Source organism: Microbacterium sp. R86528 (genome assembly GCF_044596335.1).
Lineage (GTDB): Bacteria > Actinomycetota > Actinomycetes > Actinomycetales > Microbacteriaceae > Microbacterium > Microbacterium marmarense.
Genome location: NZ_CP138996.1, coordinates 1,951,041 through 1,977,150, shown reverse-complemented (window position 1 = coordinate 1,977,150; position 26,110 = coordinate 1,951,041). Strand labels below are relative to the sequence as shown.

The window sequence follows — 26,110 nt, the reverse complement described above, 5'->3', positions numbered from 1 at the left end:
GGGCGCACCGTCTCGACCTAAGAGCGTCGGAGGTCAGACCTCGCGACGGCGTCGCACGATCAGCAGAACGCCCATCCCGATCACGAGTACGGCAAGCGACGACGCGATCGATACCGCTCGAGAATCGAGACCGGTCGCCGGCAGTGGCGGCTCGAAGGTGTTCTCGAGTGTGAACGACAGCGCGGTATCGCCATAGATCTCGAAATAGCCGTCGTCTGCTGCCGCACTGTCGGAGACACTCGTGAGACTGATCTGTGGGATCACGTTGCCGTCCGCATCGTACAGCTGCGTCGAATCGGCTCCGCCCGTGTCGGTCTCGACGAGCCCACACCTAGTGCCCGCCTGAATTGATTCGTAGCTGGTGGTGTAGTCGTTGCTCGAGTCGAGCGTTCTGACTGCGCCGCCCACGATGTTCGGCACGATGCTTCCATCGCTCGGATCGATGCATTGCATGGTCACCTCGAACGGGCCCTCTCCGCGTTGGTCAGCTCCCTCACCGCTCACCCGCTTTTCGACGGTGACCGAGCCGCTCAAGAAGGTGTTGGTGACCACAACGCGCACGGGGTCGTCTGTCGGGCCACCGATGATCACCTGTTTTGGCTCGACCGTGCTTTCGTTGGCGCCTGCCGCATCCGTCTCGGAGATGTGACAGCTTGAGCCGGTCGGAATACCCGTGATCGTCACCTCAAGCGGTTGATCGCCGCCGAGAATGATCTCTTCGTCGTAGACCACGAATGGCAGCACGGTGCCGGTGGTCATCACACAACGCACGTGAACAGTGAAGGGACCCTGCCCGAAATCTGCTGCGCCACTTCCTACGACGTCCTTTTGAATGACGAGATCGCCGGAGCGGAACACGTTGACCACGAACATGTCGACCGACGTGTTCTCTTCGACCGTGACTGAACCGCTCAGCGGGAGGATGAACACGCTGCCAGCCCCGCCGGTATCGGTTTCAGTAAGCGAGCACTCCGCTCCATTCGGCAGACCTTGATAGCTGTTGCGATAGTCGTTGTCGGCATTCAGCGCACGCAGCGCTGTTCCGGGAACATCGATCTCGATGGTCTCGCCCTGAAGCTCCCAGGTGCACGAAAGGTGAACCCAGAACGTCGTCTGCGAGCCGTATTCCGAGCCCTCACCGATGATCACCTTGCGCACATCGATCCCGCCGACGTCGTAGCGGTTATCAACGCCAATCGACACCGATGCGCCGGGTTCGACAATGACGGCGCCGTCGGCCGGCGTGAACGTCACCTCTGAGGCATTCGCTTGATCGGTCTCAGCCAGCACACATGCTGCGCCGTCGGGCAGATCTTGGTAAGTGGCGGTCATGCCGGTGGCCGCTGCGAGATCGCGAGAAGCTCCGCCTGGGATCACAATCGTCGCACCATTGAATGTGCACGAAAGCTCGACCGTAAAGCTTGCCGGCGTCGCCCACTCGGCAGCCTCGCCCGATACTGTCTTGGTCACCACGATCTCACCGAGGTCAAAGGTGTTGTCTACAGTGACGGCGACCGGCGCCCCAGGTCCCCCGACAACGACCTCGCCATTGTTCGGCGAGATGCTCGACGCGGTTGCTCCACCGTCGTCGGTTTCGGTGACGACGCATTCGGCACCGGGCGGCAGCGCCTCGTAGCTCACGGTCTCGCCGACGGTGAAGGTGCGAGTCGGACCACCGGGAATATCGATATCTGCAACCACCCCATCGATCTCGGCGGTACACGCCAGCGAAACGGTGAACTCAGCGTCGTCCCAAAGCCCCGCACCGTCGCCAGATGTCTCTTTTGTGACTGTGATACTGCCAACTTCGAAGGTATTCACGACCGTGAAGGATCGCTCAACCTCGCCCTGCACCTGCCAGAAGCTCACCGGCTCTCCGGTCACGTCGTCATAGATCACGTTGCTGACGGAATTGCCCGGGTCTGTCTCGCTGAGAATGCAGTAGGCACCGGCGGGAAGCCGCTCATAGGTCGCGGTGAAAGCGTTCGAGTCCGACAGCGTGCGCACATCACCACCGGGAATGTCCACAAACAACTGCCCACTGCCGATGTCAATGCACGTGATTGTGACCTCGTAGGAGGAGTCGGCCCAACTCGAATCGCCGTCGAAGGTCTTCTTCACCGTCGCGCTGCCCTCGGCGAATGTATTGGTGATCACCACATCAACCGCCTCGTCGTCGACGATCGTGGTCGGAGAGAACTCGATGATCGTCGACGTGGCGTTGCCATCGTCGGTTTCCACGATCGAGCACTCCGAACCAGCCGCGATCTGATCGATCTGCACTGTTGCGGGCACCCCTGAATCCGCGGCGTCGGGCCCGAGCACGACCTCGCCAGACCACGTCGTGTCTCCGTCGAGCGTGCAGTCGACCTGCAACACGTACGGCCCCTCCGCGAACGGCGAGTCGAGCGGTTCTACAACCTTGCTCAGAACAAGCGAACCGTCGCCGAAGACGTTCTCGAAGGCAACCTCGTTCGTCACCGCGTTGCCTTCGCCGGGAGTAAGGGTGATCGTGGTCGAAGTAGCGCCGGTCGAGGGCACGTCACCGTTGGCATTGGAGGCAGTGGTCGTCGTGCTTGCTGCCCCATCTGTGTCGGTCTCAACCACCGAGCAGCTCGCGTTCGCAGGCAACCCGGTGAGCGCGGCAGGATCACCAACATCGATCGAGACGAGCATTGGGCTGACCACGTAACCCTCCGCCAGCACGGTCTGCCCGTTGAAAGTGCAGGTGACTGCGACGCTGAACGGTCCGTAGTCGATCGGGTTGGCGTCCTGGTCGACCGCATCGGATTCGACGGACTTGAAGATCTCAAGGCCGGCTAGATCGTAGAAGTTGTCGAGGGTCGCCTGTCCGACTTGCTCGGAATTGTCCGGCCCGGCGACGACGCCGCCGGTTCCCGACGACGAGACCTGACCATTGTCGCCCTCGACGATCTCGCACTCTGCGCCATACGGCAGATTCTCGACCGTCTGAGGCTCGCCTGGGCTGAGCTGCAACACGATCGGATCAAGCTCGGCCTCGACTGGCGTCCCCGCCGCCGAGACGCACTGCAGAGACACCGTCAACGGGTCGGGGGCGAACGATGCTCCTGGCCCGCTCACGGTCTTGAGCACCTCGAGGTCGCCGGTAGCCAGAGCGACACCCGTCTTCGTGCCTTCGACGGGAACCATGTCCTGCGATCCGCTGCTCTGCTCAAGCGTGAGGTGCGCACCGGTCGCAACCGTGTTCCACGCGATCGTGTTCGTGCCCGCGGTCTCAGACACTGCTGGCGTGTAGGTGCGGCCATCGACCAGCACTACTTCACCTGGCTCGAGCGGGTCGTCTGACAAGTCCATCACCACTTCGATACCGGTGATCGTCGCCGGGTCCGCTACCTCGCTTACGTCGACCCAGTCACCGACTGCGCAGGCGCCCGTTGACGTCGTCGCGAGGTCATCGGTGCATACGTCTCCCGTCGACACCCGGTAGCTCCACGACAGCGGCGTACGGTTGACGATCTCGATGCTGCCGGGAACGAAGATGGGCGTCCACTGGCTGTCGCGTTCTATCGAACTGATCGCGCCGGTGTCGCCGGGAGTGGGAATGCGATCCACCAGCATCACGCGATCCATCGGGATGTTTCCCGTGTTCGCGATCGCCATTCTCCATTCCACGACTCCACCGGGCTTCGAAATCGGCACACACATGGCGGTGTAGAAGCCCTCTGCGTCAGGGTCGAGCACATCGGACGATACAGGTCCGCAGTCCTCACCTGATGGAGAGGTGAACTGGCCGAGCTCGGGATCGAGCGTGCGCACGAGTTTGCCAGAGCGCGCCGCGCCGGCAGACAGCACCTGCACCTCGGTGTCGGTGCTGCACGTATCGGTGTCGGGCCCCGAGCCGTTGCATTCGTCGAAGATGCGGTCGCCCGAAACGTCGGCGCTGTTGTTGATCACAGTGTTTGCCGCCACGCCGGGGACCGTCACCATGTCGATAGTGATCGTGTAGGTCTCACCGACTTCAAGATTGGTCCCGTCAGCAAACCGGAAGGTATACACGTTGTCCACCACAGTGACAGCGACATCGGCGGTGTCGACCGGCATCGGCAGACCGGTCGAATCCTGCGCTGTGCCCGTCAAGGAATAGCTATAGGGACCGTCGGCACCGGCATCCGGGTTCAACTCGAGCAGCCCAGCATCGGGGGTGTCGGTGATCACGGGGTTCTCGATGGGCCATTCGCCGTCATTGGTCACCGAGATCGTGTACGGAATGACCGCACCGGGCAGCACCTGGCTTCCCTCGACGGGGGACTTCTCGATCGTCACCGAGCTCGGCAGGTGCTCGTAATAGATGGTGTCGGATGCTTCGGCGTGCACGAGATTCGGGTTATCGGGGTCCTCAGACTCGCAGACGGTATCGAGAATCGCGCAGGCATAGACGTCGATGTCGTTGGCGAACTCACCTGGCGCTGCTTCGCCCGGCGCCGGGTCGAGATCGCTTCGGTCTGTGGGCACCTCGCCCCCGGAGCGCAACTGTGAACGACGTTCGACGATCACCGGCACATCTTGGCGAGGATCAGTGGGGTTCTCCCACTGCGCGAACTCGCCGTCATCGTTCAGCTGGAAGAACGTGAACCTCACGCCCCTGACATCGGCGGCGTCAAGCCCGGCGGGCAACGGGTCTGCAAGAAACTCCGCCTCGGTCTGGGCGATGCCGTTGGTCCAGGTTCCGCCTGTCGTGATCAATTGACCGAAGACATCGGTGTACGTCACATCGCGCAGAACGTCCATCCGCACGCGGTTGATGGGCTCAGTGAAGGTAACCGACTGATCGATACCGACATAGTCGAACGCGTTCCAAAACGTGTCATCTCGGTCGACGATGCGCGTAGCACCAGTTCGCGCGGAGCCCTGCGGCTGCACCGAGAGCGTCATCGTCACGGGGTCGTTGTCGGGCTCGGTCTGGGCGTCTGGAGTGAACACCTTCTCGCCCGCGACTTCGAGGCTCAGCTGGTCGAACTCGACAGTGGCATCGGCCTCAGCCTCGGTCACGTTCTGTCCGTCGACTCCACCTCCAGCGTCGCTGACGGTCGCCAGGGCGACATTGGTGAGCGGATCAGGAACCGGGTCGGTCGTTGAATCCAGCACCACGTCAGTCGCACGGGTTTCGGTGCGAAGGCGCAGGTCCATGACGACAACGCCATGAGCATCGGAGTCGATGCGGCCGAAGAAGTCGACCGTCACCCCGACGACATTCGCCAGCGTTGCAGCATCCAGTGCGAGAGCTTCGTCACGGTCGAGCACCGACGACGTATCGGCGACGCCGTCACCGTCTTCATCACGCGCCAAGGTGACGGTCGTGAGCGACGCGTCTGAGCCGGCGGGATTGTCGATCTGGCGAAAGGTGAGCAGGTCGAAGTACTCGAACGGGGTCTCAGATGCTCCAGGCATCGGATCTTGGATGGTCAGCTGGTCGACCTTCGTGGCGGTCGAGTTCACGACATCGAGGGTCACGCGACCTGTCGGATACTGCGCCTGTGTACTCCCCTCGATCGGAAGACCGAACGGGCTGTTCGACCAGGTCTTGGTGAGGTCGACGTTCAGCGGCACGTCGAGGATTGCGATCGTGTCGGAATCGTCGGAGTCGACGATGACGTCACCTTCGGCGTCGGTGCCGCTCGCGTTCGCGACATCGAGCACTGTGCCGATCGCGTCGTCGCCGTCGTCGACGTTGTAATCGAGATATCCCATCACGGGCTCCCCGTCTGAGCGACGCTCGTCACGCAGCCGGAAGTGCAAAGAGACCTCGCGGTCATTGCCGCTCGAGCGCGTTACTCCGCTGCCGACCGGCGGCGCAGTGGGGTCGGTGGAATCCATCCGACCGCTGCCTTCTTCGAAGATCACGCGCACGCCGAGTGCCGCACTGCGATCTGCCCCGTTGAGGGTCAGCCCCTCGAAAGAACCGTCGCACGGGCAGGGGTCACCCGTGATCGGCTGCCACGATTCACCATCCCAGATTTCGATCGCGGCGATCTGGTCGTACTGCAGGTAGGGATCGTCGTCGGCGGTGATGGGATCGATGCTGATGAGGTCGAACGCATCGTAGAACGACTCGGCGAGCGCTGCGGCGTCGGCGTCATCGTCGCCCGCGAGCGAGGCAGGGTCTGCTTCATCCTGGATGACCATCTGCTCGATACCGCTCAGACCACCGGTTGACCAGTAGAGGTGGGCGCGGACGTTGGCCTGCGAGCGCGCGACGACGGTGTTGGGGGTGATGTCCTTCTCGAGTACGTCCGGGCCCTCTTCGGGGTTCCACGGATCGAGCTCGACGTCGTCACAGTCCGACGACGTCGCTGCCAACGCCGACGTCAGGCCGTCAGAGCCGCCAGCCGAGCTCGTGCCGCAGTTCTCGATCGTCACGGGAGCTTCGGTCAGCGTCGACGGGTCACGTTCACTGTCTCGAATCTCGGCAGTGAAGTGGGGCGCGACTGTCGTGCCGGGTGGAAATGACGACCCGTCATCGGCGGTGTAGACGAACTGCAGCCCTTCGATCTGCGCCTGCTGTTCCGGAGTGATGTCCATCGTGAAGTCGTCGACCGGACCCTCTACCGATACCGGCTGACCCGACGCGTCGAGCAGGGGAACCCACTCGGTGCCGTTCCAGTAGTTGATCGTCATGGTGGTGTTCGGCGGCACCGCCGTGTTCGTGATCTCGGTCGCATCGAAGGTGTCCCAGAATGTCCCGTTGACGTCATAGGGCACTGTCTGGGGTTCTTGCACGATGATCTCGGTGGCGTCTGTCGTCGACCCGGGGAACGGACTCAGCTGTCCGGTCAGGGTGATCAGTACCCATTCGCCCGGTCGATCGAGAATCTCAGACGGATAGATCGACTTGTCCAGGATCGTCTCGAGGTGCTTCTCGTAGACGAGAAGATCGTCATCGGCGTCCGCCGCGACGTTGCCACCGGCAGGACCGGTGCCGTCGACCGTCGCTACGTTGGTAAGCGTGGCCGGATATCCCTCCTGATCAGGATCGGTGTCGACCTCGAAGGGGATATCGGTAGTGGCTCCGGGCTCGATGTCTCCCGTGAAGGTGATCTCGAACCGCACGACCGTGCCGCTCGGATCCGGGGTGGATCCGCTGGGGAACGATGACGGCCCTTCGGATGTGCCGTCATCGTAGTAATACGTGATCGTCGCGCCGGTAGCACCCTGCGGGTATTCGATGCCTTCGGTGAACCCGCCGAAGGCCATCGACGCGTTGAAGCCATCGGCATAGGGGTCGCCCCCCTCACCGAGCGCGGGCTCAGTGATCGTCATGTCGGTCAGGGCGAAGTCGCTGTCGTTGCCCGCGGTGATGGTCGCTGTGCTCGCTTCGCCGGCAGCGACCGCGTTGGGGTCGAAGACCTTCGCTGCCGCGATGTCGATATCTTCGGCAACGACTTCGTGCGTCGCCGAAGCATCGTCACTGGATGTATTGCCGTCAAGATCGATGGTGCCGTCGACGGTGTTGGTCACCATCGACGTCGGCAAGCTCTGCACGTCGTCGGGATGCTGCATCCCGATCTCGACAGAGCCGGTCGATCCTGCAGCGATACCAGGATCGACCGTGCTGGTGAACACGATCTGCACTCCCTTGACGTCGGCTGGGTCGACGTCGTCGGGCGCGGTCGGCTGCGCCGGTGCGGTGACGACCGCTCCGGCAACCCACGAGCCGGTGGTGTCATCCCAGACCAGCACCTGGGCGGTCTCAGCGCCGTCGGGGTACGTCACCGCACCTATGCCGGTGAACGGAAGGGTGTCGAAGGGGTTGTCGGCGGCTGTCGGGTTGACCGGGTCGGTGAGCGTCACGGTATCGACGTTCGCGTTGGAGCTATTGGTCGCCGACACCGTCGCCGTGACGGGCAGCCCCGGGGTCGCCACTGCGCTCGGCGGATCGAGCACCTTGGCGGTATCGACGGCGAGGTCGAGCGGCACGACGAGCGTCACGTCAGCAGAAGAGTCAAGCGGACCCGAGGTCTGGGTCGACGCATCGGTCACCGCGGTGTTGGTCAGCGTGGTGCCGTTGAGTTCATAGGGAAGCGGATCGCGGGCGGTGACGCTGATCGTGACGATCCCGGTCGTTCCACCAGGCAGTCCCGTGCCGCCAGACGCGGTGGGCATGTCGAAGTCGACCTCGGCGTCTTGACCGTCGACCGAAGACGAGCCGCTGAGTCCCGCGCCGATGGCGACGCTGTTGACGATGAGTTCGGCCGGCACCGAGTCGGTGAGCACGGCGTCGTTGCAGCCGGTCGTGATCGAAGTGCACGACACCACAATGGTGTAGCTGAACGTCTGACCCGGTGCGACCTCAGAGACGCTCGCGGTTTTGGTGATCTCGACGTCGCCGTCTGCCGCAAAGGCAGCAGGGGCGGCAACGACAGCTCCGCTCAGCACGACCGCGATCGTGGCGACGCACGCAATTATTCGCGCTCGCATCTGTCGCATCTGTCGCATCATTTTTGGCTTCCCACGAGGTGAATACGCACGCACGACACGATACCGACGATGCCGCCGAGAAGATAAGCCGGTTGTGGAAGATAGTCTTAACCGCATGTCCAAGGTCCTTCAGTCCCTCCCGGTCGGCGAACGCGTCGGCATCGCCTTTTCTGGAGGCCTCGACACCTCCGTAGCGGTCGCGTGGATGCGCGAGAAGGGCGCCGTCCCCTGCACCTATACCGGCGACCTCGGGCAGCCCGACGAAGACGACATTGCGGCAATCCCCGATCGCGCACTCGAGTACGGCGCTGAGGTGTCCCGCCTGGTCGACTGCAAGACGGCGCTGGTCGAAGAAGGCTTCGGCGCGCTCGCATGTGGCGCGTTTCACATCCGCTCTGGCGGCCGCACCTACTTCAACACCACGCCGCTCGGTCGCGCTGTAACCGGCACCTTGCTGGTACGGGCAATGAAAGACGATGGCGTCGACATCTGGGGTGACGGCTCTACGTACAAGGGCAACGACATCGAACGCTTCTACCGGTACGGCCTGCTGGCAAACCCCGCGCTGCGCATCTACAAGCCGTGGCTCGACGCCGATTTCGTCACTGAACTCGGCGGCCGTCAAGAGATGAGCGAGTGGCTGGTTGAGCGTGGCTTCCCGTATCGCGATTCAGCTGAGAAGGCCTACTCCACCGACGCCAATATCTGGGGAGCCACCCACGAAGCCAAGACGCTCGAGCACCTCAACGTCTCGCTCGAAACAGTGCAGCCGATCATGGGCGTGAAGTTCTGGGATCCGAGCGTCGAAATCGAAACCGAAGACGTCAGCATCACGTTCGACGGTGGCCGTCCGGTTGCGCTCAACGGTCAAGAATTCACCGACCCCGTTGCGCTGGTATTCGAAGCGAACCGCATCGGCGGGCGTCACGGGCTCGGCATGAGCGACCAGATTGAGAACCGCATCATCGAGGCCAAGTCGCGCGGCATCTATGAAGCGCCGGGCATGGCTCTGCTCTTCATCGCGTACGAACGCCTCGTGAACAGCATCCTGAACGAAGACACTCTCGCTACCTATCACGAGCAGGGCCGTCGTCTCGGTCGTCTGATGTACGAGGGCCGGTGGCTTGAGCCACAGTCGCTCATGTTGCGCGAGTCCATTCAGAAGTGGGTGGGGTCGACGATCAGCGGCACGGTGACGCTGCGTCTGCGTCGCGCCGAGGATTACACGATCCTCGACACGGTGGCGGCCGGCATGTCGTATTCCCCAGAGAAGCTCTCCATGGAGCGGGTCGGCGACGCCGCTTTCGGACCCACCGACCGCATTGGACAGCTGACAATGCGCAACCTCGACATCGCTGACTCACGGGCTCGGCTTGAGTACTACGCCTCGGCGGGGCTCATCGGCGGGCCGACAGGCGAGCTCGTTGGCCGTGTGACCGCTGGCGCGGCGAGCGAGATCACCGAACACGCGACGCCGCTGAGCGCCGAGCGCGAAGAACTCGCTGACGCCGTCGATGAAGCATCCGAGGGTTCGGCTTTTGACTTCGGCACCGACTGACCGTCATTAACTTGCACATAACTGTGCAAGTTTTTACACTGGGGAAGTGACAACACCCCCAGTGAGAGCGCCGCGCCGTGATGCCCGAGCGAACCGCGAAAGCATTCTGTCTGCTGCGACGACCGCACTTTCAGTCGATCCGCACGCTTCGATCGACACGATCGCGCGTGGTGCAGGGCTGTCGCGCCGCGCGCTCTACGGACACTTCGAAGACCGCGACACCCTTGTGCGCGAACTGATCGCCAAGGGCGCCTCACGCTTCAACGACATCGCGCTGCGCATTGACGACACTGATCCGCGGGTTGCACTCGGCCGTCTCACCGCCATGCTGTGGAACGAGGCTGCCCACGTTCAGGTAGCCGCTTCGATCGCCCTCGACGAGCAGCACGTCTCGTCCACAGCAGAGGCCTTGGCGCCGTTACGCCGACGGGTGGTCGATCTTGTCCGCGAGGGCCAGGCAGCTGGATCGCTGCGCGACGACGTGCCCGCAGTTTCGCTCGCTCGTTTGATTGAAGAGACAGCACGAACCGTCATCACCCGCATGGATGCTGCTTCTCCCGATGCACTCAGCCTTGCGGTGCGCGCTGTGCTCAGCATCTCAGGGCTGTCATGGCGTGAAGCACAAGCGTTGCTCGCCGCTCACCCCGACCTGGTGGCGACGCAATCATGAAAGTCTGTTTGAACGGCGTCAGCAAAGGCCGCAAGCAACGTGCGTTGCCCGAGATCTCAGGATCGTACGAATCGGGTCGCGCTACCCTGATGTGCGCAGAGACCGAACAGCGCCCGACGGTTCTGGGTCTGATCGCCACAGGTCGAATGAAGCCCGACACCGGCACCGTCACACTCGATTCCCGCCAGAACCCCCGCGCAATGCGGCGCCTGGTGGCTCTCGTTGACGCCCCCGGGGTGTCAGAACCCGAAGCCAACGTGCAGGTGGGCGGCGTGGTCGCTGAAGAACTGATGTTTGCGGGTCGACGCTCTGACCCCTTCGCGGTTCGCACGTGGCTCGCTCAGCATGAACTCGAGTCGCTGGTTGCCCTGCCCATTAGCAACGTTGCACCCCGTGATCGGCTTCGCATGCTCTGCGAACTCGCGCTCCTTCGCAATGGCACGGACGCCATCGTGCTCGTCTCACCGGATCGACACGGTGGCGAACCGGTGGTGTGGTGGAACCTGGCCCAAGAGCTCGCAGCCCGCGGCCTTGCCGTGCTCGTCATCGCAGGTCGCGCATCTCATGCGGTGATCGACGAGACGCCCATGTTGCGCCGGCACGCGTCACGCGCACCCTCGCCCAGTGGGATGCGGCTGCGCCGCCTGATCGGGGGAACAACCCGATGAAGATTCCACAGATGATCACCGCCGAACTGCGCCGTTTGGTCTCCACCCGGATGGCCCTGATTGCCCTCGTAGCGTTGCTGGTCGTGCCCATCGTGTACGCGGGCTTGTACCTGTGGGCCAATCGTGACCCATATGCACAACTGTCTCAAGTACCTGTTGCGCTCGTGGTTGCCGACGAAGGCGCTCTCATCAACGACACTCAGCGCGAGCTCGGTCATGAAGTCGCCGACGAACTGGTCGCCGACGGCACGTTTGAGTGGCACCTCGTCTCGATCGACGAGGCCGACGCGGGCCTCGACGACGGGTCGTTCGACTTCGCGGTAGAAATCCCGGCAGACTTCTCTGCGGCTGTTGCATCGCTCACCAGCGATGCCCCGTACCAGGCTGAGATCCTGTTGCACACGAACGATGCGAACAACTATCTCGCCTCGACCATCGGCACGCAGGCAGTTGCCCAGATTCAGCAGACGGTCACAGAGAAAATCGTGAGCGAAGCCGGACTCACATTGCTCGACGGTATGCACGAGATTCGTGTGAATTTGGTGGATGCTGCCACCGGTGCCAGTGAGCTGGTCGATGGCCTGGTGAGCGCGGATGATGGCGCGCTGCAGTTGCATTCGGGGGTCGAAACTCTTGCTGACGGCGTTACGCAACTCGAGACGGGTGCCACCGCTGTGGCGGAGGGTGCTTCACAGGTTGCCGACGGCACCCGCGACATCGACGACGTAGCTGACCAGGTAGGAGCAGCATCCACCGCTGTTATCGACGCCCTGCCGCAGGCTCGCGACGACATCACCGCGGCACTGACTGACGCGGGGCTGACCCAAGCGCAGATTGATGAGGTGCTCAGCGAGCTCGACCCCGTTGGCGAGCGCGCCGAGGAGGTCAACACGCAGGTGCAAGCTGTTGTGTCTCAAATCGATGAGCTAGACGAGGGAGCACACGCGGTGGCCACGGGCGCCTCGGATCTGGCGTCTGGCCTGGCCTCCGCCGCAGAGGGATCCGACGAACTTGTCGGTGGCACCAGCGCGTTGCAAGATGGAATCGCCCAGCTCGCCGACGGCGCGCTCACTCTGAGTGATGGTCTTGCCTCGGGAGTGGACGAAATTCCTGACTCTGACGAGGCCACACGCGAAGGTCAAGCTGACGCGCTTAGCTCCCCGGTGAGCACGGAAGAGACCTCTCTCACCCAAGCCCAGAACTATGGTGCGGGCCTCGCCCCCTTCTTTGCTGCCCTTGCCGGCTGGATCGGCATCTATGCGCTCTTTCTGATCGTCAAGCCCATCTCCAAGCGCGCGATTACGGCGTTGCACTCACCGGTTCGCATCACGCTCGCAGGATGGGCGACTCCGGCGCTGCTCGGTGGGCTGCAGATGATCGGGCTCTTCGGAGTACTAGCGATCACGCTGGGGTTCCAATTCGCCAATCCGGTGGGAACGCTCGGCATTCTTCTGTTCGCCAGTGCCACCTACGCTGCCATCGTGCTCGCGCTCAACGTCTGGCTCGGTTCGGTCGGGCAGTTTCTCGGACTTGTGCTGATGGTGCTGCAGCTCGTGACCGCTGGCGGAACCTTTCCGTGGCAGACCCTGCCTGCCCCTCTCGCCGCCCTGCACCATGTGCTGCCGATGGGTTACGTGGTCGATGCGATGAGACAAGTGATGTACGGCGGGAACATGGAGCGTGTCGGAGTCGATCTGATGGTGCTCGCCCTGTGGATGGTCGGGGGCGTGTTGCTTGCGGCGATCGGCGTGACGCGGATGACCCACTTCCGCACGTTGCGAGATCTTCAGCCCAGCCTGATCGGCTGATCCTCGGCGGCGCAGTGGAACTCCCACAACAGATTCGATTCTGGGCGAGTGCGCGACTAGATTCGAATCTTGTCGATGGATCCAGCCCTTTGACGCCCTGGCGCGCACGACGTCGCCGCGCAGCCCATGCACCACAACGAAAGCTCTTCAATGTCGATGCCGACAGACTCCGAGATAGTCGACGAAAACGCGCCGCGCCGTTCGGTGGGCCGCACGATCGGCATCAGCCTATTCAGCGTTGTGGCCACCGTCACCGTGATTGCGCTGATCGCGGTGAGCGTGCTCGTCTACAACGTGCAGCGGTCCTTCCCGCAGCTTGAGGGCACCATCGAGCTGCAAGGCTTGGCAAGTGACGTCACCGTGCAGCGCGACGTGCTCGGCGTTCCCACCATCACCGCACAGACCACAGATGACCTCTTTTATGCCGAAGGCTATGTGCACGCGCAGGATCGCTTCTGGGAGATGGACTTTCGTCGCCACGTAACCAGCGGTCGCTTGTCGGAGCTGTTCGGCGAGTCGCAACTCGGCACCGACAGATTCTTGCGCACGCTGGGTTGGCACGAGATCGCCGAACAAGAAGTTTCAGCGCTTGATGAGACCACGCGCTCCTATTACGAGGCTTACGCCAGAGGAGTCAACGCGTATCTCGCTGAGAATGACGGCGCTGATGCCTCGTTCGAATACGCCGTGCTTGCGCTTCAGAATGACGACTATGAGATTGAGCCTTGGACAGCAACCGACTCCGTCGCCTGGCTGAAAGCGATGGCTTGGGATCTTCGCACCAACATCGGCGACGAAACTGAACGAGCCATCCTCGCGTCGACGCTCTCATCCGACGAGATCGACGAGCTCTACCCTGGGTATCCGTTCGACGAAAACCCGGTGATCGTTCCACAGATCTCTGACGCTCCCGCAGTCGCCACCGTGTCGGCTGCGGCCACGACGGGCAGCGACATCAGCAGCGCAGCATCCATCGAGTGGACCGAGGTCGACGGTGTGATCGAAGCCGTCTCTGCTCTCGTCGGCGACGCGGGCGAGGGCATCGGCTCGAACTCCTGGGTCGTGTCGGGCACAACCACGGAATCTGGGTTGCCGCTGCTGTCGAATGATCCCCACCTCGGGGCTGCGCTGCCCAGCGTCTGGTACCAGATCGGCCTCAAGTGCACGACGGTCAGCGAGGACTGCCCGTTCAACGTCTCGGGGTTCAGCTTCTCGGGTCTACCCGGTGTGGTCATCGGGCACAACGATCGGGTCGCGTGGGGCTTCACGAACCTCACCACCGATGTCACCGATCTCTATCTTCAGAAGATCGAAGACGGCTCATACTGGCGAGATGGCGAGCTCGTACCACTGGAAACACGCACCGAAACGATCAAGGTTGCCGGCGGCGAGGATGTGCAGCTGAACATTCAGACCACCGACAACGGCCCGATCGTCTCAGGTCTTACCGACGACTTCACTGCGATCGCAGCGGCCCCTTACGTCGGCACAGATGGCACGATCACCGAACCCACCGATGCGCCGGCAGGCGACTACGCGGTCAGTCTGCGCTGGACGGCGCTCGAGCCGGGCACGACTGCAGCTGCGATCTTCTCGCTCAATCTTGCTCAGAACTTCGAGGACTTCCGAGGTGCCGCCGAGCAATTCGACGTGCCCGCACAAAACCTGATCTATGCCGATGTCGACGGAAACATCGGTTACCAGACTCCCGGTCGACTTCCGATTCGCGGTGCGGCCGACGGTTCGATGCCGCAGCCCGGATGGGACTCGGCCTTCGACTGGCAGGGCTACATTCCGTTCGAAGATCTGCCGGTGTCGTACAACCCTGACGAGGGCTACATCGCGACCGCCAACAACGCGATCGTGGGTGAAGACTACGAGTATTTTCTCACCAGTGATTGGGACTACGGCTGGCGCGCAGCCCGCATCACCGATCTGCTTGATCGCAAGATCGCCGAGGGACCACTCACTGTCGAAAGCATGCGCGCGATCATGGCTGACAACGAGTTCTGGATCGGAAAACGGCTGATCGCTGCCTACCTTGATATCTCGGTCGATGAAACGGGCCCGGATGCTGCGCTCGCGCTGCTGGAGCAGTGGGACGCACAGAACAGCGCCGACTCGCCTGCCGCCGCCTACGCGAATGTGCTGTGGGATGAACTTGCGAAGAACCTGTTCACGCGCGGACGCGAGAACCCCGCGCCATTGTCAGACCAGGCGCGCCTGTTCTTAGTCGTTGACGAACTTCTCGCAGACCCGGCTTCGCCATGGTGGACGAACGAGGAACTCGACGTCGCGAACCAGCAAGAGATGCTCGAGCTGAGCGCCAAGAACGCCTATGACACCCTCGTCGATCTCGCGGGAAGCAATCCCACGGCATGGCGATGGGGAGACCTGCACGCGTTGACCCTGACGAATGACTCTTTCGGCACGTCGGGTATCGCGCCGATCGAATATCTCTTCAACCGCGGTCCGTACCCGGTGGGCGGTGGCAGCTCGGTGGTCAATGCCACGGGCTGGGTCGTTGGCAGCGGCTTTGAGACCGTCACCGTTCCCTCGATGCGCATGGTCGTTGACCTGTCAGACCTGGATGCGTCGGGGTGGAACAATCTGACCGGCGCGAGCGGCCATACTTATCACCCGAACTATGTCGACCAGACCGAGGCATGGCAGAACGCGGAGCTGTCACCGTGGCCCTTCACGCGCCAAGCCATCGAGGACGCGACAACACACACCCTCACCCTCACGCCGGGGCAATAGCGCGGTGAACGCGAGCAGCGCTACGGGCGCCTAGCCGCCAGCGGCAGGCGGGGTGCGCTGTGAGTCAGCGAGCTCGTCAGCGAACAGGTGACTGCGATCGATCGTGCCGTTGCGATAAGCCTGGCGTCCGATCATATGCGCCGAAAGCGGAGCGGTCGCGAGCTGGATCAGCACGATGGGAATGAGAAATGCCACGACGGGCCACGATCGAAGCGACAGCGCAATTGCCAAGCAGATGAGCACCAAGCCCAGCACCTGCGGCTTGGTGGCGGCGTGCAATCGTGACGGCACATCACGAAACCGCAATAGACCGATAGCGGCAGTGAGGCACAGCAGCGCACCAGCAAGAATCAGCACCAGCGCGGCGATATCGAGTGCGGCATCCCAGGTCATGCGTTGTCCCTCCGTGCTACAAAACGCGCGATCGAGATGGAACCGAAGACCCCGACAGCGGCGATGATCAGCATCACCGGAAGAGAGCGGGTGTGATGGTTGATAGCCATCTCGGCGCCCATCACGCACATGATCTCGGTGAGAAGCACATCGGATGCGACCGCTCTGTCAAGAATCGACGGCCCGATGATGATGCGCCACAGCGTGAGCAACGCCGCCACGGTGAATACGGCATAGATCACCATCAGCATGACGTTCACGAGGCGCCTCCTCCTGCTCGCTCGGCTCCAGCAAGCACTTGCTCGACCTGATGGCGTGAACCGACCGCGCGCACAATGCGGCGTTCCCAGCGCTGGGTGCTCTTACGGTGCTTCTCGACATCGGCAGCGCTGCGCACACCGATCACGTGTAGGTAGAGAATGCGCCGTTCACGATCGGCCTCTAAGACAAGCGACCCAGGAATAAGAGACGCGGTCACTCCGACGTGGGTCATGATGAGGTCGTCATCGGTCAGCAGCTGCACCGCGATGATTGCTGCTCCGGGCTGCCTGCGAAGATCAAGCGCCTGCCACGCAACAGTGAGCGAACCTGCGACAAGCGAGGCGAGAAACTCGCCAACGAAGATGAAGCCGTACCAGAAATTGAGGCGCCCAGACAGTTCCACCGGGGGCAGCCGGAACACCCGGGTCACGAGCAGCGCCATGATCACGCCGGTGAGGAACGCCAGCCACGTGAACTGGCCCCACAGCAGCATCCACACCGCGACCAGCCAGACGAAGAAGGGCAGCTGGCGCCAGAGTTGCGCGGCGAGCGGTTGCGGGCTCATTCCTCTGGCTCCTTCTCTTGGTCTCCGGTGCTGATCTCATTCTCTACTTCAAGCTGCACAAGCGTCACTGGCTGCAGCAGCGCATCGCCGATACGAGTGCAGATCGCGTAGAGCGGGCCAGCGAAGATCGTCAAGGCGACCGTCACCGCCACCATTCCCGCTGTCGCAGCGGTCATGATCTTCGGGATCGCGCGGCGCTCGGTGTCGACACCGGAGGGCGATGCTCCCAGATACGAGATGCGTGCCTCAGTTTCGGCGGAGTCATCGTCTTCGCGCCAGAATGCGAGGTTCCACGCGCGCATCAAGGCGTAGAGCGTGAGCAGGCTGGTGGCGATGCCCCCGACGATGAGCACCATCATCAACCAGGTGCCCTCTTCAGCCGCGGCGTCAAACAGCGCGTACTTGCCAATGAACCCAGAGAACGGCGGCAATCCACCCAGGTTGATGGCCGGAATGAAGTACAGCACCGCGATTACCGGCGCCGCCTTCATCAGCCCCTTCACCCGCAGAATCGACGTACCGCCCGCGCGACGTTCCACGAGGCCGACCGCCAAAAAGAGCGTGGTCTGCACCACGATGTGGTGGACCATGTAGTAGATCGTGGCGCCGATTGCCGCAGGTGTGGCGATCGCAAGCCCGAAGATCATGTATCCCACGTGACTCACGAGGGTGAACGAGAGAATTCGCTTCAGCTCCGCCTGCGCGACTGCGCCCAACACCCCGACGACCATGGTTGCCAGCGCCACCCACAGCAACACGTCGTTGATGTCATTGTCGAGAAACATCTCGGTTTCGGTGCGGATGATGGCGTAGACGCCCACCTTGGTGAGCAACCCCGCGAAGACGGCGGTGACCGGTGCTGGCGCGGTGGGGTACGAGTCTGGCAGCCAGAACGACAGCGGGAACACGGCCGCCTTGATCGCGAACGCGAGCAGCAGCATGATGTGCAGCACATACTGCGTCTGCTGCGGCAGCCCGCCCATGCGCTCAGATATCTGCACCATGTTCACGGTTCCCAGCGCGCCGTAGATCATGGCGATGGCGGCCAAGAAGAGAATCGATGACACCAGCGACACGACGATATACACGACGCCGGTTCGGATGCGTGACTCCGTAGAGCCGAGAGTGATCAAGACGTACGAGGCAACGAGGAGGATCTCGAAGCCGACGTAGAGGTTGAACAGATCGCCCGCAATGAAGGCCGTGAAGATGCCCGCGGCGAGAATCAGATATGACGGGTGAAAGATCGACACCGGGGTGTCGTCATCGTTGTCTGCCGCTCCCTGGCCCACCGAGAACAACAGCACCGCGAGCAGCACGATGCTCGAAACCATGACCAGCAGCGCCGCAAGCCGGTCGACGTAGAGCACGATCCCGAATGGAATCGGCCACCCACCCACCGACACCGCGATGGCGTTGTTGCTCGAGTCCACGGTCGCCAGCAAGACGGCGGCGATGGCAGTGACCAAGGTCAGAGTGGTGACAGAAACGACGATCTGCGCGCGGCGGTACCGCCCCGCAATCAGCGCCAACGCGGCTCCCAGCAACGGAAGTGTCACGAGCAGCGGCACGAGCTGGGGTGAGATCACCAAGAAGAACTGGTTCATTTCTCACCACCCGCTGGCAGGTCATCGTCTGCGCTTTGCGGCCGGTCAACACCGGCATCGTCGTTCAGACGCGAGTAGTCTTTCGCCCCGAGCACACGAATGGGCGAAGTGTCGAGGCCGACGAAGTCGGACCGGGCACCCTGGTCGTCACCCTCGATCTCAGTCTCGACGTCGATCGCTTCATCGACGTCGCTCGTGCCACGGCGCACGGCGATGTCTGCTTCATCGTCGGTAACCGTATCTGCCTGTCCCAGCTGCCACGACCGGTAGATCAGGGCAAGCAGAAAAGCCGAAATGGCAAACGTGATCACGATAGCTGTCAGTGTCAGCGCCTGAGGGAGCGGATCCGACATCTCATCGACTTCAACAGATCCGTAGAATGCCGCTTCACCGGGCTGACCCATCACGATGAGCAGCAGAAGGTTCGCAGCGTTTCCGAGCAGCAGGAAGCCGATCAGCACGCGGGTGAGACTGCGCTCGAGCATCGCGTAAACGCCGCAGGCAAAGAGCACGGCCATGATGATGATCAGTACGAGTGACACGCTCATTGGATGTTCACCTCGCGCGTCGTTGTGCCAGCAGCATCCATCGACTGGCGATCGACCTCGGCGCCCAGGCTGCGCAAGACGTCGAGCACAAGGCCAATCACGACGAGATAGACGCCGATGTCAAAGATCGTCGAGGTGACGAACTCGATGTGTCCGAGCACGGGAATCTCTGCCTCGAACACCGCGCTCGTCAACGGGGCCGCGCCGAAGAACAGCGGCACGATCGCACACGCGACGGCGATGCTCATTCCGACGCCGAGGAGGCGACCCGCATCAGTGGGTGCTGCCGCACCGAGTTCGTAGCGGCCGCCCGCCACGTATCGCATCACGAGGGCCATGCCAGCGACCAAGCCGCCCGCGAAGCCGCCACCGGGAAGGTTGTGACCGGCGAACAGCAGATACAACGACACCAAGATGATCGTGTGAAACAGCACTCGGACAATGACTTCGAGCAGAATCGAGCGATTCTCAGGTCGAATCTTCTGCCCGCCCACCAGCCACGCGGTGCGGGTGCTGCCGCCGGCGGTGCGAGGTTTCATTCCGTCAGGCGTCTCAACGAGAGGTGTGCGGCTGCGCCCGAACCGGTCGGGAATCGACTGCACCTGCGAGAGGGTGTCGGAGCGGTGCGTCACGAAAACGAGGGATGCCACGCCGGTTGCCGCGAGAATGAGCACCGAGAGTTCGCCCATGGTGTCCCAGCCGCGGATGTCGACCAGCGCCACATTCACCACGTTCTTGCCATGCCCGAGTGTGTACGCGAGCTCGGGAAACTGCTCAGAGACCGGTGGCGTATTTCGCGCTGCAGTGGCGACGATGGCTACGACCGCCATCGTGATGCCGACTGCGGCAGCGAGCAACGCCCGGAACACCGGCGCAACAGACTGGTTGTGATCGCCGAGACGCGAGGGAATGCGCCTGAGAACCAGGGCGAACGCCACCAGCGTGACGGTCTCGACCAGAATCTGGGTGAGCGCAAGGTCGGGGGCGCCGCTGCTTGCGAACAGCAGCACCATTCCGAGTCCGGTCACCGAGACCAGCACGACACCCGTGTATCGCTTGCGTGCTCGCACCGCGATGATTCCAGCAACGATCATGACCGGCGCCACCAGCAGCTGCATCGGGGTCTGATACAGGTCAAGCTCTGACTGCCAGTCAGAGCCAGCGAGTAGCGCCGTTCCTTCTGCGGCGACGAGCACGACGAAAATCGTGCCGACATACACGGGCAGTGAACCGCGTTGCGTGAGGCTGGTGGTGATGACAGACAGCCGCGCGATGCCGCGCAGCGTGATGTTGTACACGTCGCTTGCGGTGAACGGCAGCACGCGTGAGGTGAGATCGCGCTTCGCCGTGATCCAGAATGCCACCGCTCCCAGAACGAGGGTGCCGAGCGAGATCCACAGCGCGGCCTCGAACCCATGCCACAGGGCCAGGTGCGCAATCTCGTCGGGGGCCGCGATTCCGGGCGAAGACAGCGGCGACTGGTCGGCGTAGCCTGCCAGCGGTGCGTCGAGAGCTGCGGCGAACAGACCGCCCAGAATGGTGAGCGTCGAGAGGATCAGCGGCGCGCTCAGGAAACCAATTGAGGTCTTGGGCCACGTTGTGGCTGGGGCCGGATCGCCGTTGACACCCGGCTTGGTCCAGAATGCGCCCCACAGAAACCTGATGCCGTATCCGGCGGTCAGCACTGCGCCGGCGGCGACGCCCACGAGGGCAATGATTCCCCAGACCTCGCCCTGCACGGCTTCGTCAAGCAGGGCAGTAAGCGTTGCTTCTTTGGCCACGAATCCGATCGTGGGAATGACACCTGCCATTGAAGCGATAGAAACGAACGCCGCCGTTGCGAGCAGCGGGGCTTGCCGCCCGATGCCCGACAGTTCACCGATGTCGCGGGTTCCGACCTGACGATCGATCACACCGACGATGAGGAAGAGCGCCGATTTGAACAGCGCGTGGCCTAGCAGCAGCGCAATGCCAGCGAGAGCGGCGTCGCGCGTGCCGTAGCCGAGCGCGACTGCCAGCATGCCGAGCTGGCTCACCGTGCCGAAGGCGAGGATGCGTTTGAGGTCACTTTCGCGCAGCGCTTGAAAGCCGCCCAGCAGCATTGTGAACACTCCCAGGGTGATCACGATGGGTCGCCATGTCGGAGTGAAGGCGAACACGGGCGCAAGCAGGGCGATGAGGTAGATGCCGGCTTTGACCATGGCCGCGGCATGCAAGTAGGCGCTGACAGGTGTCGGCGCAGCCATGGCACCGGGAAGCCAGAAGTGGAACGGGAAGATCGCCGACTTGCTCAGTGCTCCTACCAGCAGGAGCACGAGGGCGACGTTGACAACCGTTCCACTCGGCGCCTCGGCAAGGATCAGCGAGATGCTCGAGGTGCCGGCCTCGACCACCATCAACACCACGCCGATGAGCATGACGAGCCCGCCGAGAGTGGTGACGAGCAACGCCTGAAGGGCTGCTCGTCTGCTGGCCGCCCTGCGGTGGTAGTAGCCGATCAGCAGGTAAGACAACACGCTGGTGATTTCCCAGAACATCACCAGCACAACGAGGTCGTCAGTCAGCACCAGGCCGTACATCGCGCCGGCAAAGGCGAGCAGCACCGCAGAGAACTGTCCGAGACCCTCGGCGTTGTCATCGAAGTACCAGCGGCAGTAGATCATCACGAGTGCGCCGACGCCGGTGACGACGAGGGTCATCAGCCACGAAAGTGTGTCCATGCGCACGGACAGCGCGATATCAAGGCTGGGTATCCACGCGTAGGTCTCGAACGGCGCGCCGCCAGCGACGACCGTTGGGGTCATCATGAGCGCCTGGGCGAACGCGATGAGAGGCAGGACCGCCGCGACGAGGAAGGCCCGTGAACCAATGCGGGCCGCCAGCCACGGCAACAGCATCGGCGTGATGGCAAACGCGCCAAGCAGGAGGAGCATCGAGCTTCCTCCTCGTGGTCGTCGACCGCGGTAAGCCCGCGGTGCTGGCGATCAGGGTGTCGGAGTCAGTCTACCCGTGCGCCGCGCTCGTCCGGTGCTGCTGCCGTGGTATTCCCCTCGCGGAATTCACACGTGAAGTTCACGCTCGCTGCGGAGGCGCCCTTGAGCATGGCGGTGACTGCTCGCCCGGCGGCCCGCCCCTTTTCCGTGGCTGGCTGCACCAAGGTGGTCAGCTCGAATGGCGCAAGGCCGTCTACTACGATGCCGTCGAAGCCTGTCACACTGACGTCTTCGGGCACGCGCAACCCAGATTCCTGTGCCGCGCGAATAACCCCGGCCGCAAGCAGATCGCTCTGTGCGATGACGGCCGTGACCTGGGGGATTGCGCTCGAGAAGATGGCACGACCGGCGATCAGCCCTTCATCGATGAAGCTTCCGGCGGCGGCGAACACCGGTGCGTCAGAGAAGACGTCGCGGGCACCAGCCAGTCGGTCACGGGTGACATCGATGCGAATGTCGATCTCATCATCAAGCCACGCTCCTCTCCAGCCCGAACGCACCGGCAGCGCGGCAATGGCTACCCGTTCGTGACCGAGTGACCTGAGGTGGCTCGCTGCTTGCCGTTGCGCTTCTCGGTTGTCGAGCCCGATCCGAGGAACGTCAGCACCGGCATCGCCCTCGATGACGACGACGGGAATGCCCCGTGCCTTCACCGCGGCCAGAGATTCGCGAAGATTGCCGCTGCAGCCGATCAATACGGCGGCATCCACCGGCGCGGTGGTGAGAGTCGCTGCGCGAGGCGCGTCTGCAAGGGGCGCATCGCGCAGCAAAAGCAACCCGGCCCCGAGCTCAGCGACGCCGTCAGCCAGTCCGTCCATCATGAGCGTCTGCACAGGATCGAGAAACGCTGTCCCAAGATGCTCTTCGAACACCACGCCGACAATCCCAGAGCGGCCGCTGCGCAAAGAGGCGGCCCGCGGGTCAGGACCGGTGTATCCCAGAGCCGCAGCTGCCTCGGTCACCCTCACGCGGGTGGTTTCAGACACTGGCGCTTTGCCGCTGAACACCACGGATGCCGTCGACGGCGAGACACCGGCCTCGCGCGCGACGTCAGAAATGGTCGCCCGACGCGTGCTCATATCGGTTCGATCATAGACGGGCCAGCTGCCGGGGTCGAATCGATTCGAGAGTGGGTATTCGAGTCGCTAATGTTGCGGCTATGGAACTCGCCCTCACCCGCTCAGAGCTCGTGCGCTGGCGCACCGCCATTTTTGCGATCTTTCTGGCAAGCGGGCTCAGCATCGCCACTTGGGCTTCTCGCGTTCCGGCGATCAAAACAACGCTCGATGTCGACAACACCCAGATCGGCTTGATGCTCTTGGGCGCTGGTGTCGCCTCCATCGTTGGTCTGTCACTCGCAACACCCGTTCTGGCAAGGTTCGGAGCGCGCAGGGGCATGCTGGTCGCGATTCTCACCTTCGCCGCCGGCGTCGCCGTCATCGGCATCGGCACCGATCTGCTCGGGTCATATGTCGCCGTGATCGCGGGCCTGGCGCTATTCGGTCTGGGCAACGGAGCGGTCGACGTGATGATGAATGTCGAAGGCGCGGCGATAGAAAAGCACACCGGCAAGACGATTCTTCCGCTGTTTCACGGGTTCTTCAGCTTCGGCACCGTGATCGGAGCGGGCATCGGGGCGCTGGCCGCCGCGTGGCAGATCAACGTTTTGCTGCACAGCCTCTTCATGACCGCGATCATCATCATCATCGCGGTCGTCTCCTACGCCAATGTGCCGGTGCGTGAGATCACTGGTGATACTGCTGCCGCAGACGACAAGCCGCACTGGCGTGCGCGCGTGCACACCGCTATGGCAGCGTGGCGCGAACCACGCACCTACGCCCTCGGCATCATCATTCTGGGGATGGCATTCGCCGAGGGTGGCGCCAACGACTGGCTTGCTCTCGGAATGGTCGATGGACACGGTGCCACCCCGGCGCTGGGTGCGCTGGGGCTGGCAGTGTTCTCGGTCAGCATGACGGTAGTTCGCGTGTTCGGTGGGCCACTGGTGGACCGATTCGGCCGCGTCACTACCTTGCGAGTGCTGAGCGGTCTGGCAGCGACGGGTCTGCTGCTGTTCATTCTCGCGCCCACTGTGCCACTCGTGTTCGTCGGAGCCGCGCTATGGGGCGCTGGCACGTCGCTCGGATTTCCGCTGGGCATGTCTGCGGCGGCGGATGATCCCGCCAAGGCTGCCGCGCGCGTCAGCGCTGCCGCGACGATCGGCTACGTCGCCTTCTTGTGCGGCCCGCCGATTCTCGGCTTTATCAGCGAGCAAGTCGGTCTGTTGAACACGCTGTACATCCTCGTGGCGCTCGCAATCGCCTCAGGTCTGGCCTCGTCTGCAGCGAAGCCGATTGCGGGCTCGAAGGTTGGCGCGGGCCATCAGCACTGACCCCGACTAGGCTCGTCGGGTGCGCCTCGTTATTGCTCGTTGTTCTGTCGACTACACCGGACGGCTGACGGCCCATCTGCCATTGGCCACGCGCTTGCTCGTTCACAAGAGCGACGGAAGCCTGCTGGTGCACAGCGACTCACTGAGCTACAAGCCATTGAACTGGATGAGCCCGCCCTGCCGCCTCGAGGTCGAGGAGCCCGATGAAGAGTCTGCTTCTGTTGGAGTCATCGAACACTGGCGCGTGACCCACGCCAAGACCGGCGACTCGTTGCTGGTGCGCATCTATGAAGTGCTCCACGACTCCAACCACGAGCTCGGCGTCGATCCCGGGCTGCAGAAACACGGGGTCGAGGCTGACCTGCAGCGTCTGCTTGCTGAGCAAGTCGAGGTGATCGGTGACGGACTCACCTTGGTGCGGCGGGAGTTTCCGACGGCGATTGGTCCGGTCGACCTGTTGCTTCGCAATCCCGAAGGCGGAACGATCGCCGTCGAAGTGAAACGGCGGGGCGACATTGACGGCGTCGAGCAACTCACCCGCTATCTCGAACTGCTGGGAAGAGATCCGCATCTGGCACCGGTGACGGGAGTTTTTGCCGCCCAAGAGATCAAACCCCAGGCGAAAGTGCTCGCGACAGACCGTGGCATCCGCTGCGTCACGCTCGACTATGACGGCATGAAAGGAACCGAGTCTGGGGCACCGCGCCTGTTCTGACTCTTTCGAACGATAGCGTTGACGCGTGACAACTCGCTCTCGCTGGACCTGCATTCTCTGGGACGTTGACGGAACGATCGTGGATGCCTCTGAAGGCATCCTTCGACGTCTTACCGTCACACTCGAACATTTCGGAAGGCGAGCGCCGACTCGTGCCGAACTCGTGCATTGGATAGGGCCGCCAATGTTCGAGTCATTCCAGGTGAGCGCCGGCATGACGCCAGAAGAGGCCACTGAGGCGGTGGCGTACTACCGAGTGCACGGCAAGGCCGACGGATACACCACGGGTGCCAAGCTCTTTCCCGGCATCGAGGAACTCATCCATGAGATTGCCGCCGCCGGAATCGCGCAGGCCACCGCGAGCTCGAAGCCTGAGATTCAAGTGGTGGCCCTCATGGAGCACTTCGGGCTTGCACCCTCGCTCACGACGATGGCGGGGGCCAGCCCCGACGAGAAGACGCTGAGCGCGAAGGCAGACATCGTCGCGGAGGCGCTGCGCCGGCTGCGCGTTGCAGGCGTCGACACCGACCAACCGGTACTCATCGGCGACCGCCATCATGATGTCGAGGGTGGTGCGCAGCACGGCGTGCCCGTTATCTTCGTGCGATGGGGATTCAGCTGGCCTCACGAGGCTGACGGCGCGATGGCAGCGGTCAATTCCGTCGACGAACTGCGCGATCTTCTGCTGATCAACGACACCGACAACTAAGCGACA

General features: G+C 62.9%; 16 protein-coding genes. 8 read left to right on the top strand and 8 right to left on the bottom strand.

The window, feature by feature from the left end; genetic code table 11:
* Nucleotides 1-33: 33 nt before the first annotated feature.
* Nucleotides 34-8,466 carry a DUF5979 domain-containing protein gene (locus tag SJY18_RS09180; protein ID WP_396667325.1) on the bottom strand — a complete coding sequence of 2,811 codons (8,433 nt, stop codon included), beginning with the start codon at nt 8,464-8,466 and terminating at the stop codon, nt 34-36.
* Between the two features lie 106 nt (nt 8,467-8,572).
* Between SJY18_RS09180 and argG the strand changes: the two genes are divergently transcribed.
* From argG to SJY18_RS09155, 5 genes are all read left to right on the top strand, one after another.
* Nucleotides 8,573-10,015, top strand: a complete 1,443-nt coding sequence (argG, locus tag SJY18_RS09175) for an argininosuccinate synthase (RefSeq protein WP_396667324.1) — start codon at nt 8,573-8,575, stop codon at nt 10,013-10,015.
* A gap of 46 nt (nt 10,016-10,061) precedes the next feature.
* Nucleotides 10,062-10,685 carry a TetR/AcrR family transcriptional regulator gene (locus SJY18_RS09170; protein ID WP_396667323.1) on the top strand — a complete coding sequence of 208 codons (624 nt, stop codon included), beginning with the start codon at nt 10,062-10,064 and terminating at the stop codon, nt 10,683-10,685.
* Complete coding sequence (locus tag SJY18_RS09165) at nt 10,682-11,353, top strand: hypothetical protein (RefSeq protein ID WP_396667322.1); 672 nt, start codon at nt 10,682-10,684, stop codon at nt 11,351-11,353. The genes SJY18_RS09170 and SJY18_RS09165 overlap by 4 nt, the downstream gene beginning before the upstream one ends.
* On the top strand, nt 11,350-13,161 hold the full coding sequence (locus SJY18_RS09160) for a YhgE/Pip family protein (RefSeq protein ID WP_396667321.1): 1,812 nt from the start codon (nt 11,350-11,352) through the stop codon (nt 13,159-13,161). Before SJY18_RS09165 ends, SJY18_RS09160 begins: the two co-directional genes overlap by 4 nt.
* A 150-nt stretch (nt 13,162-13,311) precedes the next feature.
* On the top strand, nt 13,312-15,921 hold the full coding sequence (locus SJY18_RS09155) for a penicillin acylase family protein (protein ID WP_396667320.1): 2,610 nt from the start codon (nt 13,312-13,314) through the stop codon (nt 15,919-15,921).
* Nucleotides 15,922-15,951: 30 nt separating this feature from the next.
* Here the strand turns inward: SJY18_RS09155 and mnhG are convergent, their stop codons facing one another.
* From mnhG to SJY18_RS09120, 7 genes are all read right to left on the bottom strand, one after another.
* Nucleotides 15,952-16,314 (bottom strand): monovalent cation/H(+) antiporter subunit G, encoded by a 363-nt coding sequence (gene mnhG, locus SJY18_RS09150; protein ID WP_337336736.1) that lies wholly within the window; start codon nt 16,312-16,314, stop codon nt 15,952-15,954.
* Nucleotides 16,311-16,565 carry a monovalent cation/H+ antiporter complex subunit F gene (locus tag SJY18_RS09145; RefSeq protein ID WP_396668903.1) on the bottom strand — a complete coding sequence of 85 codons (255 nt, stop codon included), beginning with the start codon at nt 16,563-16,565 and terminating at the stop codon, nt 16,311-16,313. Before SJY18_RS09145 ends, mnhG begins: the two co-directional genes overlap by 4 nt.
* Nucleotides 16,566-16,570: 5 nt before the next feature.
* A complete protein-coding gene (locus SJY18_RS09140) occupies nt 16,571-17,140 on the bottom strand; it encodes a Na+/H+ antiporter subunit E (protein ID WP_396667319.1) in 570 nt (189 codons plus the stop codon).
* A complete protein-coding gene (locus tag SJY18_RS09135; RefSeq protein WP_337336733.1) occupies nt 17,137-18,747 on the bottom strand; it encodes a Na+/H+ antiporter subunit D in 1,611 nt (536 codons plus the stop codon). Before SJY18_RS09135 ends, SJY18_RS09140 begins: the two co-directional genes overlap by 4 nt.
* The gene (locus SJY18_RS09130; protein WP_337336732.1) at nt 18,744-19,295 is read right to left on the bottom strand and encodes a Na(+)/H(+) antiporter subunit C; all 552 of its coding nucleotides are present in this window, start codon (nt 19,293-19,295) and stop codon (nt 18,744-18,746) included. Before SJY18_RS09130 ends, SJY18_RS09135 begins: the two co-directional genes overlap by 4 nt.
* On the bottom strand, nt 19,292-22,228 hold the full coding sequence (locus tag SJY18_RS09125; protein ID WP_396667318.1) for a Na+/H+ antiporter subunit A: 2,937 nt from the start codon (nt 22,226-22,228) through the stop codon (nt 19,292-19,294). The genes SJY18_RS09130 and SJY18_RS09125 overlap by 4 nt, the downstream gene beginning before the upstream one ends.
* A 65-nt stretch (nt 22,229-22,293) precedes the next feature.
* Nucleotides 22,294-23,367, bottom strand: a complete 1,074-nt coding sequence (locus SJY18_RS09120; RefSeq protein ID WP_396667317.1) for a LacI family DNA-binding transcriptional regulator — start codon at nt 23,365-23,367, stop codon at nt 22,294-22,296.
* Between the two features lie 80 nt (nt 23,368-23,447).
* Between SJY18_RS09120 and SJY18_RS09115 the strand changes: the two genes are divergently transcribed.
* From SJY18_RS09115 to SJY18_RS09105, 3 genes are read left to right on the top strand one after another with little or no spacing between them, the layout of a single operon-like run.
* Nucleotides 23,448-24,680, top strand: coding sequence for an MFS transporter (locus SJY18_RS09115; protein WP_396667316.1), 1,233 nt, complete (start codon nt 23,448-23,450; stop codon nt 24,678-24,680).
* 19 nt (nt 24,681-24,699) lie between these two features.
* Nucleotides 24,700-25,395, top strand: coding sequence for an endonuclease NucS (gene nucS, locus SJY18_RS09110; protein ID WP_396667315.1), 696 nt, complete (start codon nt 24,700-24,702; stop codon nt 25,393-25,395).
* Between the two features lie 25 nt (nt 25,396-25,420).
* On the top strand, nt 25,421-26,104 hold the full coding sequence (locus SJY18_RS09105; protein WP_396667314.1) for an HAD hydrolase-like protein: 684 nt from the start codon (nt 25,421-25,423) through the stop codon (nt 26,102-26,104).
* Nucleotides 26,105-26,110 lie beyond the last annotated feature (6 nt).